The organism is Mycobacterium sp. (genome assembly GCF_965277065.1).
Lineage (GTDB): Bacteria > Actinomycetota > Actinomycetes > Mycobacteriales > Mycobacteriaceae > Mycobacterium.
In genome coordinates this window covers 25,550-34,851 of record NZ_CBDIBT010000005.1, presented here as the reverse complement: position 1 = coordinate 34,851, position 9,302 = coordinate 25,550, and the positions used below count along the sequence as shown (strand labels likewise).

Genomic DNA, 9,302 nt, shown 5'->3' with positions numbered 1-9,302 from the left:
TCCAGCCGCAGATCGGGCCACCATCTCCGCCAGTTGGACGGATCACCCACCGCGGCACCGATGCGCGCCGGGTCGGCGGCCACATACGTCACGTCGGCAATTTGAACGCTGTGCACGGCCACAAGCTTCACATACACCTAGCCCGGCCGGGCCGTCCCGTCGACCGATAGGCTGACTTTCTCGGTCGCCCAGAATCACTGAAGCGAGGTCGGTAAAGAGTGCGCGAATTGACTGTTCCGGCCGAATTCACGGTCGGCGAGCACGACAACATCGTGTCCACTGTGTTCGAGCACGAGCGCAACGATCCCGACGCAGTCATCTACCAGCGCCTGGTCGACGGAACCTGGACCGACGTGACGTGTGCGCAGGCAGCGGCCCAAATTCGCTCGATCGCATTGGGTTTGATCGCAGAAGGGGTGCGCCCCGGCGACCGGGTGATTATCTTCTCCGCCACCCGCTACGAATGGGCGATTCTGGACCAGGCCATCCTCGCGACCGGTGCGGTCACCGTCCCGATCTACGAGACGTCGTCGGCCGAGCAGGTGCGGTGGGTGCTCAGCGACTCCGCGGCCGTGCTCGCGTTCGCCGAGACCGACGCCCACGCGACGATCATCTCCGAGCTGGCTGGTGAGCTGCCCGAACTGCGCCGGGTGCTGCACATCGACGGCTCGGGCCCCAAGGCACTCGACCAACTCGAGCAGGCCGGCGCGGCGGTCGACCCGGCCGAGCTCACCGCTCGCGTCGATGCGCTGCGCAGCACCGACCCCGCGACGTTGATCTATACCTCGGGCACCACCGGTCGCCCGAAGGGCTGCCAGCTGACCCATGCGAACTTGGTCTATGAGACCCGCGGCACCAAGGAGGTGCTGCCGACGGTGCTGAAGAAGGGCGAGCGGCTGCTGATCTTCTTGCCGTTGGCCCATGTGCTGGCTCGCGCACTGACGTTGTGCGCGTTCCACAACAAGGTCGTCGTCGGATTCACCAGTGACATCAAGAATCTCGTGCCGATGTTCGGAGTATTCAAGCCGACGGTCGTGGTATCGGTGCCGCGGGTGTTCGAGAAGGTCTACAACACCGCCGCGCAGAACGCTGCCAGCGACGGCACAGGCCGCATCTTCGAGATCGCCGCGCAGACCGCGGTCGACTGGAGCGAGGCGTCCGACGGCGGCGGTCCGGGTCTGCTGCTACGGGCCAAGCATGCGCTGTTCGACAAGCTGGTCTACCACAAGCTGCGCGCCGCGCTCGGCGGTGACTGCCATGCGTCGGTGTCCGGCGGCGCTCCGCTGGGCGCCCGGCTGGGTCACTTCTACCGCGGCGTCGGCCTGACGGTCTACGAAGGCTACGGGCTGACCGAGACGAGCGCGGCGATCACCGTCAACCAGGTGAACGCGCTGAAGATCGGCACAGTCGGAAAGCTGGTGCCGGGCAACAGCATCCGCATCGCCGAAGATGGCGAGTTGCTGCTGCGCGGAGGCGTGGTGTTTCAGGGCTACTGGCACAACGACCAGGCCACCAGCGAGTCCTTCGAGGACGGTTGGTTCAAGACCGGCGACCTGGGCGCTGTCGACGAAGCCGGGTTCTTGACGATCACCGGCCGCAAAAAGGAAATCATCGTCACCGCGGGCGGAAAGAACGTCGCCCCAGCCGTTTTGGAAGACCAGTTGCGGTCCCATCCGCTGATCAGCCAGGCCATGGTGGTCGGGGACGCGAAGCCATTCATCGGCGCGCTGATCACCATCGACCCCGAGGCCATTGAAGGCTGGAAACAGCGCAACGGCAAGCCAGCCGGGGCGTCGGTGGCAGATCTGGCCGACGACCCCGACCTGCTCGCCGAGGTCGACGCGGCGGTCAAGCAGGCGAATCTGTCTGTGTCGCACGCGGAGTCGATCCGCAAGTTCCGCATTCTGCCCGTCGACTTCACCGAGGACACCGGGGAGCTGACCCCGACCATGAAGGTGAAACGCAAGGTGGTCGCCGAGAAGTTCGGTGGCGACATCGAGGCGATCTACGACAAGGGCTAACCGCGGATCAGGTCGGACAGTCGCCCGGCCAGGTCATCCCACCGCCACTGCGCGGTGATCCACTCCCGGCCGGCGGCGCCCATCGCGGCGGCGCGGTCCGGGTCGGCCAGCAACTCGCCGACGGCGTCGGCGATCTGTGGCACCGAACGGCCGTCGACGACCATCCCAGTCTTGTTGTGCCGCACCGTTTCTGATGCGCCTCCGGAGGATCCGGCGATCACCGGAACCCCGGTGGCCGATGCTTCCAGGAACACGATGCCCAGTCCCTCGACGTCCAGGCCGGCGCCGCGGGTGCGACACGGCATGGCGAACACATCGGCCATCGCGTGATAGGCGGGCAGATCCGCGGACGGCACTCCGCCGGTGAAGGTGACGTGCTCGGTGACGCCGAACTGCGCGGCCAGCCCGCGCAGGGTGTCCAGATAGGGGCCGCCGCCGGCGATGACCAGCGCGGCGCCGTCCACCCGTTGCCTGATCGAGGGCAGCGCCCGGATCAACATGTCCTGGCCCTTGCGTGGCACCAAACGGGACAGGCACACCACCGTGGGTCGCTGCCCAATTCCGTATCGCGCGCGCATCTCGGTGCGGCTGGCCGGATCCGGGCGGAATCGCTCGATGTCGACGCCGGGCGGCAGATGCTCCAGCGCGGCTTTCGGTCCGAACGCCGACGCGAAACGCCCCCGCGTGTAGCGGCTGACATAGGTGACGACATCGCTGTCGTCGCCGATGCGGCGCAGCACCGATCGGGCGCCCGGCAGCATCGACCACCCCACCTCGTGACCGTGCGTGCTTGCCAGCACTCGCTTCGCGCCGGCGTCGCGGGCGCGCGCGGCCAGCAGGCCCAATGGCGCGGCCGCCCCGAACCAGACGGTCTCGATGCCATGCTCGCGGATCAGCCGTCGCATCCGGGCGTCCACCGTCGGTACGGGCAGCATCAGCGTTCCGGGATGCCGCACGACCTGATATCCGGCTGTCCGGGCGTCGAAGGCGTCGGCGTCCTTCCACTGCGGCGCGTACACCGTCAGCGTGTGCTCTCCGGTGGCGGCCAACCGGGTCACCAAATCGGCCAGATACGACTGGATGCCGCCGCGCCGAGGCGGAAAGTCGTTGGTTACCAGCAGGACCCGGGACACCTAGGAAGGCTAGCCTGACGCCGCAACGCTCAGCGCGTGGGCTGACGGCTCAGCCACTGCTGCCAATCGTCTACTATTTCCGCCTCGTCGACGCCCAGCACTTCGTGAACGGCGGTGGGCAGATCAGGATGCCGGTCGCCGCATGCGGCCTGGTAGAGCGCGCGTAGCGTCGGTGCACCGCGGGTGTCGGCGATGAAGAGCGCGAACAACCACGCCCGGTCGTAGGCCTGCGACCGCTGGGGCCCCGGTCCGGCCAGGTCGGCGTCGGACGGTAAGGCTGTCGGAGGCTCGACCTGCGGCAGCGGGCCGTGCGGCCGCGCGACGTAGTCGGCCACGCCTTCGGTGAGCCATCGAGGTGCATCCAGTGCGGTATCCTCGCGCGCCGCATAGTGAAATAGCTCGTGGGTCAACACGATTCGCAGTGCAGGCGCACTCATGCCCGCCGCGCCGGGCGCGAAAACGATCCGCTGGCCGAGCGCCGCCCGATGAGCCGGATCGACTCGGTCGGCGACGGCGATCGCCGCGATGTCGGCCCATTGCCCCGGGGACCCGCCGCCGGCCTTCGCCTCGAACTGCTGCTGCGAACCGGTGGCGACGACGTCGATGTCGTGGGGCCAGTCGGTACCCCAGAAGGTCTCGACGGCATCGATGGCCGGGCCGATGTCGGCGGCGACGCGGGTCAGCAGGGCTTGCTCGCGCGGGCCGCCGAGGTTGGTGGTCCGCAGCGTGCGGTCGCCGATCTCGAGACGTTGTGCGCTGCGCGACGGGGGCCGGGGTTGCGGCGCCGGCGAGGGGTCGGCGGGCCGGATAAGAAGGTAGCCGCCGAAGACCACCTCGGCGAGGAGCAGGCAGGCCAGCAGCAGCCGCCGCCCGGCGTTAGTAGCGGCGGGCGTCGTAGATCGGGCCGGAGGAATTCATCGGCACCACTCGCACCGGCACACCGTAGGTGGACGAGTGAATCATCATGCCGTCGCCGATATAGAGGCCCGCGTGCGAGGCGTCGGAGTAGAAGGTCAACACGTCACCGGGCTGCAGGTCGGACAGCGAGACCGGCTGGCCGCCGTGTGCCAGCGCCTGGCTCGAGTGCGGCAACGCGATGCCAGCCTGCTGGAACGCCCACATCACCAGGCCCGAGCAGTCGAATCCGCCCGGCGAGGCGCCACCCCACGAGTAGGGGTCGCCGACCCGGGTCAGTGCGGCCTGAACAGCGACGGCGCCTTGGGCGGTGCCGGGTCCGGCGCCCGGTCCGGGATCACCGGGCTGCCCACCGCCGGGCGGTGCAGCATCGGGAGCGGGGGGCATCGCGGCCGGTGGCGGAGGCGGTCCGGGCGCGGCCAAGGCCGTGCGGTCATGCGGGCTCAAAGCGAGGTACTGGGACTTGACTATGCCGATCTGCAGCTGCAGCCGGCTCTGCTTGGACTGAAGGCTTGCCCGCACGGAGGCGGCCTGCTCGGCCGCGGTCTTGGCGTCAGCGGCCGACTTCGCGGACTCGACCTCGGCCTTGGCGGTCTCTTCGCGGGTGGCGCGGTACGTGGCCATCTGCGCGAGCATGGCGGTGGAGATCACCCGCGACACCGCGAGCTTGCCGATCAGCTGTTGCGGCGACTCGGCGGTCATGATCGCGTTCATGCCGTCGGTGCGGCCGCCCATGTACATCGCGGCGGCAAACTTATCGACGCCGGTCTGGAACGTTGCCAACCGCGACTTCGCGGCGTCCACCGCGGCGGAGTCGTCGGTGTGCTTCTTCTCGGCGGCCTGCTGCGCGGCCAGCTTGTTGTTCAGATCAAGCTGCGCGCTGTGCATCGCTTCGGTGGTCTGCTCGGCCTGCCGCGAGAGCTCATTGAGCTTTGCCATCGCATCGTTGGCCGGGTCGGCCAGCACATTGCCAGAGGTGATTCCGGAGAGGACAACGAATCCGGCTAGCGCTCCGAGGGCCAAGCGCTGAGCGATGCGCAAAGACACGCGTTCGCTTTTGAGCCATTTTCGCAAAACTTTGCATCCTTAAAACCAGTCGGCTGGACAGCCGAATCTGCCTTAGGTCTCAGATAGGTTACGAAACGGGTTCGACGTTGTCCAACTCTGAGTTATTAAGAAAACAGCAAGATTTGAGGCTATCGCCGTTAGGCTACACCCGGTTGCTGCCGATGGATGGGCACTAAGCGCAATCGCGGAGCCATCCCCGCGTCGGCAAGTACCTCGAGCGCAACTCGCTCGTCTTCCAGCAAAGTTTCCGGTACCCCGAGTATCACGCTGACGACGCAATCTCGACATCCGAGACCGCGCACTGCGCAGTCATCACAGTCGATGACCACCGGTTCTGTCGATTCGGGCGGAGGTGACGCCGCCCGTCCAGGCTCACTGCTGAGCGCCATCGTGGCTGCCCTTTCCGTCGTGTTGATCGACCTTTTCCGTGACGCTAACGGCGGGCACCGACAAGTTTTCAACGCTCGCGGCCACCCGGAGGCGTCGTCGTCCGGTGCCGACGCGCCGCGGCAGAGTCCGCGGCATGTCGGTGGGACTGGCTAACGTCGCCGCCATGGACGCGCCCGGTGCGGAGCAGTTGAGCCTCCCCGATCTGGACGAGGCCGCCGAAAGATCGCTGCGCGAAACGACTTTCGTCGTTGTCGACCTGGAGACCACCGGCGGCCGGATGAACGGCCGAGACGGCAAGACCGCTGACGCGATCACCGAAATCGGTGCGGTGAAGGTCCGCGGCGGCGTGGTGCTGGGCGAGTTCGCCACCCTGGTCGACCCGCAACGCAGCATTCCGCCGCAGATCGTGCAGCTGACCGGGATCACTACGGCCATGGTGTGCGATGCACCGACCATTGCCGGGGTGCTGCCGATGTTTCTCGAATTCGCCCGCGGCGCGGTGCTGGTCGCCCACAACGCCCGGTTCGACATGGGGTTTCTGCGGGCCGCCGCCGATCAGTGCGGCATCCGATGGGTCCGGCCGCAGACGCTGTGCACCGTCCAGTTGGCTCGCCGCGTGCTCAGCCGGGAAGAGGCGCCCAGCGTGCGACTGGCCGCACTGGCCCAGCTGTTCTCGGTCGCCAGCCGGCCGACCCACCGCGCGCTCGACGACGCCCGGGCCACCGTCGAAGTGCTGCACGCGCTGATCGACCGGGTCGGTAACCAGGGCGTGCACAGCTACGCCGAGCTGCGATCCTATCTGCCGAACGTGCCGCCGGCGCAGCGCCGCAAACGGGTTTTTGCCGAGGGCCTGCCGCGTCGGCCCGGGATTTACCTGTTCCACGGACCCGCCAACGAAGTGCTATACGTCGGCACGGCAATTAACTTGCGGCGCAGGGTAATTCAGTATTTCAACGGCTCAGATCAGCGCACCCGGATGAAGGAGATGGTGGCGCTGGCCACCCGGGTCGAGCACGTCGAATGCGCGCACGCTCTCGAGGCCGGCGTCCGCGAGTTGCGGATGCTGAGCGCCCACGCCCCGCCGTACAACCGCCGCTCGAAGTTTCCGCAGCGCTGGTGGTGGCTGGTGCTGAGCGACGAGGGGTTCCCGCGATTCTCGCCTGTGCGCACCCCACGCCATGACCGGGCAGTGGGCCCGTTCCGGTCGCGCGCCGACGCCGTCGACACAGCGGACCTGCTGGCCCGCTTCACCGGTGTGCGCACCTGCACCAAGCGGCTGGCGCGTTCGGCGCTCCACGGGCCTGCCTGCCCCCTGCACGAGGTGTCGCCGTGTCCCGCCGCGCGTGACGTCACCGCCGAGCAGTACCGCCCGGTGGCCGAGGTCGCCGTCGCGCTGATCGATGGTCTGGAGAACTCGGCGTTGGCGGCGGCCGCCGGGCGGATAGCCGAGCTTGCCGGGCGTCAGCGCTACGAGAGCGCGGCCCGGCTGCGCGATCACACCGTCGACGCCGTGGAGGTGCTGTGGCGCGGACAGCGGCTACGGGCTCTGGCCGCGTTGCCCGAACTGGTGGCCGCCGCCCCGGACGGTGCGGGCGGCTGGCATCTTGCCGTGGTTCGGCACGGTCAGCTCGCGGCGGCCGGCACCGCCCGGCGCGGCGATTCCGCCGATGCCCGTTGTCGAGGCCATCGAGGCCGGGGCGCAGGTGATCCTGCCGCAGCCCGCGCCGCTAGGTGGCGCGCTGGTCGAGGAGACGGCGCTGATCGCGCGCTGGCTGGTGGCCCCGGGGGTACGCATCGTCAGGACCAGCGGCGAGCGGGGATGGTGCTCGCCGCTGCGGTCGGCGGGCCCGTGGGCCGAATGGGCTGCGGCGGCACGCTCGGCGCGGGTGGCGGCCGAACAGGCCGTCAGCACCCGCGATTCAGAGCTGCTGACCGAACCGCACCCAACGCGTGAGCAGCTGTTCGGCCGCACCGCTGTCGATCGCCTCGGTGGCGCGGCCCAGCCCGTCTTCCCACGCCGGCAACCACTCGGCGCGGCTGGATAGCCCGGCGTGAGCCACGATTGCGCCCGCGGCGTTGAGGACGACGGCGTCGCGTACCGGGCCTTTGACACCGGCCAGCACCGACCGGGCCTCCTCGGCATTGGCCGCCGCGTCGCCACCGACCAGCTCGTCGAGGTCGGCGCGTGCGAACCCGAAGCCGGCCGGGTCGAAGGTCAGTTTGTCCACGGTTCCGGCCTGCACCCGCCAAATGGTGCTCGTCGTGGTGGTCGTCAGCTCGTCGAGGCCGTCGTCGCCGTGCACGACCAACACGCTGGACTGGCGAGCGGCGAAGACCCCCGCCATCACCTCGGCCAGATCCGCGAACGCGCAGCCGATCAGCCCGGCTCGCGGCTGTCCTGGATTAGTAAGTGGCCCAAGCAAATTGAAGACAGTCGGCACGCCGATCTCCCGCCGAACCACAGCGGCGTGCCGATACGACGGGTGGAACTGCGGCGCGAAGCAGAATCCGATTCCGACTTGCGCGACGCAGCGCGCGACGTCGTCGGGGCTCAGGTCGATACGCACGCCGAGCGCTTCCAACGTGTCGGCCCCCCCGGCCAGCGACGACGAGGCCCGATTGCCGTGCTTGACCACCGGCACTCCGCTGGCGGCCACGACGATCGCCGCCATCGTGGACAGGTTGACCGTGTTGACGCCGTCGCCACCGGTCCCGACCACGTCGACGGTGTCGTTCCCGATAGTCTCGGTGGGTAGTCGGCGGCCGTGCTTGAGCATCACGTCGGCCAACTCGGCCACTTCTGCTGAGGTCGGTGCCTTCATCTTCATCGCCACGGCGAAGGCAGCGAGCTGCGCCTGCGTCGCCGCGCCCGTCATGATCTCCTCCATCGCCCAGCCGGCGTGCCCGCGCGGCAGGTCCTGGCCCGACGTCAAAAGCTCCAGGACTCGCGGCCACGACAGCGCCCGCTCCGCGGGCCGCTCAACAGGCCCGGAGGATGACATCGCCACGCAATAAATCGTCCCACGATCGTCGGGGACGCGGCCCAACCGGTCGCCGTCGACAAGCTCATGTGAATTCCGTGCGCCAAATTGCCGCCCCGGGTAGAAGCCGACAACTACAAAGCGTCATACTTGCGGATGTGACGAGTGCGGTAGGGACCTCGGGTACAGCAATCACGGCGCGCGTACATTCGCTCAACCGCCCCAACATGGTCAGTGTCGGCACCATAGTGTGGCTTTCCAGCGAATTGATGTTCTTTGCTGGGTTGTTCGCGTTCTACTTCACGGCGCGGGCGCAGGCGGCCGGTAACTGGCCGCCCCCGCCGACCGAGTTGAACCTGTACCAGGCGGTTCCGGTGACGCTGGTGCTGATCGCGTCGTCGTTCACCTGTCAGATGGGTGTATTCGCGGCCGAGCGCGGCGACGTCTTCGGGCTACGTCGCTGGTACCTGCTCACCTTCGGGATGGGGCTGTTCTTCGTGCTCGGGCAGGCCTACGAATACAACCACCTGGTCAGCCACGGGACCACCATCCCGAGCAGCGCGTACGGCAGCGTGTTCTACCTGGCCACCGGTTTCCACGGGTTGCATGTCATCGGCGGTCTGATCGCCTTCATTTTCCTGTTGGCTCGCACCACGATGAGCAAGTTCACCCCGGCGCAGGCCACCGCGTCGATCGTCGTCTCCTACTACTGGCACTTCGTCGACATCGTCTGGATCGCGCTGTTCGCCACGATTTATTTCATCCGATGACCAGCAGGGCAAAGAACAGGAGTA

The 9,302-nt window shown here is 67.9% G+C and carries 8 protein-coding genes and 1 pseudogene; 3 read left to right on the top strand and 6 right to left on the bottom strand.

All coding sequences use genetic code 11. The annotated features are described in order from the left end of the window. A pseudogene (locus tag ACQY5A_RS00580) lies at positions 1 to 116 on the bottom strand (polyketide cyclase / dehydrase and lipid transport); the annotation flags it as partial. Positions 117 to 218: 102 nt separating this feature from the next. Here ACQY5A_RS00580 and ACQY5A_RS00575 point away from each other — a divergent pair. Then, positions 219 to 2,021 carry an AMP-dependent synthetase/ligase gene (locus ACQY5A_RS00575; RefSeq protein WP_428338416.1) on the top strand — a complete coding sequence of 601 codons (1,803 nt, stop codon included), beginning with the start codon at positions 219 to 221 and terminating at the stop codon, positions 2,019 to 2,021. Here ACQY5A_RS00575 and ACQY5A_RS00570 read toward each other — a convergent pair. From ACQY5A_RS00570 to ACQY5A_RS00555, 4 genes are all read right to left on the bottom strand, one after another. After that, positions 2,018 to 3,154 carry a glycosyltransferase family 4 protein gene (locus ACQY5A_RS00570; RefSeq protein WP_428338415.1) on the bottom strand — a complete coding sequence of 379 codons (1,137 nt, stop codon included), beginning with the start codon at positions 3,152 to 3,154 and terminating at the stop codon, positions 2,018 to 2,020. The two genes, ACQY5A_RS00575 and ACQY5A_RS00570, sit on opposite strands and share 4 nt — an antisense overlap. Positions 3,155 to 3,183: 29 nt before the next feature. Next, positions 3,184 to 4,014, bottom strand: a complete 831-nt coding sequence (locus ACQY5A_RS00565; protein ID WP_428338419.1) for a hypothetical protein — start codon at positions 4,012 to 4,014, stop codon at positions 3,184 to 3,186. Positions 4,015 to 4,030: 16 nt separating this feature from the next. Beyond that, a complete protein-coding gene (ripC, locus tag ACQY5A_RS00560; protein ID WP_428338414.1) occupies positions 4,031 to 5,116 on the bottom strand; it encodes a peptidoglycan hydrolase RipC in 1,086 nt (361 codons plus the stop codon). A 158-nt stretch (positions 5,117 to 5,274) separates the two neighbouring features. Further along, the gene (locus tag ACQY5A_RS00555) at positions 5,275 to 5,526 is read right to left on the bottom strand and encodes a hypothetical protein (protein ID WP_428338413.1); all 252 of its coding nucleotides are present in this window, start codon (positions 5,524 to 5,526) and stop codon (positions 5,275 to 5,277) included. Positions 5,527 to 5,660: 134 nt separating this feature from the next. Between ACQY5A_RS00555 and ACQY5A_RS00550 the strand changes: the two genes are divergently transcribed. Further along, the gene (locus ACQY5A_RS00550) at positions 5,661 to 7,481 is read left to right on the top strand and encodes a DEDD exonuclease domain-containing protein (RefSeq protein WP_428338412.1); all 1,821 of its coding nucleotides are present in this window, start codon (positions 5,661 to 5,663) and stop codon (positions 7,479 to 7,481) included. Here the strand turns inward: ACQY5A_RS00550 and trpD are convergent. Beyond that, on the bottom strand, positions 7,447 to 8,529 hold the full coding sequence (gene trpD / locus ACQY5A_RS00545) for an anthranilate phosphoribosyltransferase (RefSeq protein WP_428338418.1): 1,083 nt from the start codon (positions 8,527 to 8,529) through the stop codon (positions 7,447 to 7,449). The two genes, ACQY5A_RS00550 and trpD, sit on opposite strands and share 35 nt — an antisense overlap. 137 nt (positions 8,530 to 8,666) lie before the next feature. Here trpD and ctaE point away from each other — a divergent pair, with 137 nt between their 5' ends. Continuing rightward, positions 8,667 to 9,278, top strand: a complete 612-nt coding sequence (gene ctaE / locus ACQY5A_RS00540) for an aa3-type cytochrome oxidase subunit III (protein ID WP_428338411.1) — start codon at positions 8,667 to 8,669, stop codon at positions 9,276 to 9,278. Positions 9,279 to 9,302: the final 24 nt, after the last annotated feature.

What these genes read in the sequence shown, in the direction of transcription:
- ACQY5A_RS00555 (WP_428338413.1), bottom strand. Translation starts at nt 5,526, where the DNA reads ATGGCGCTCAGCAGTGAGCCTGGACGGGCGGCGTCACCTCCGCCCGAA.
- trpD (WP_428338418.1), bottom strand. Translation starts at nt 8,529, where the DNA reads ATGTCATCCTCCGGGCCTGTTGAGCGGCCCGCGGAGCGGGCGCTGTCG.
- ACQY5A_RS00550 (WP_428338412.1), top strand. Translation starts at nt 5,661, where the DNA reads ATGTCGGTGGGACTGGCTAACGTCGCCGCCATGGACGCGCCCGGTGCG.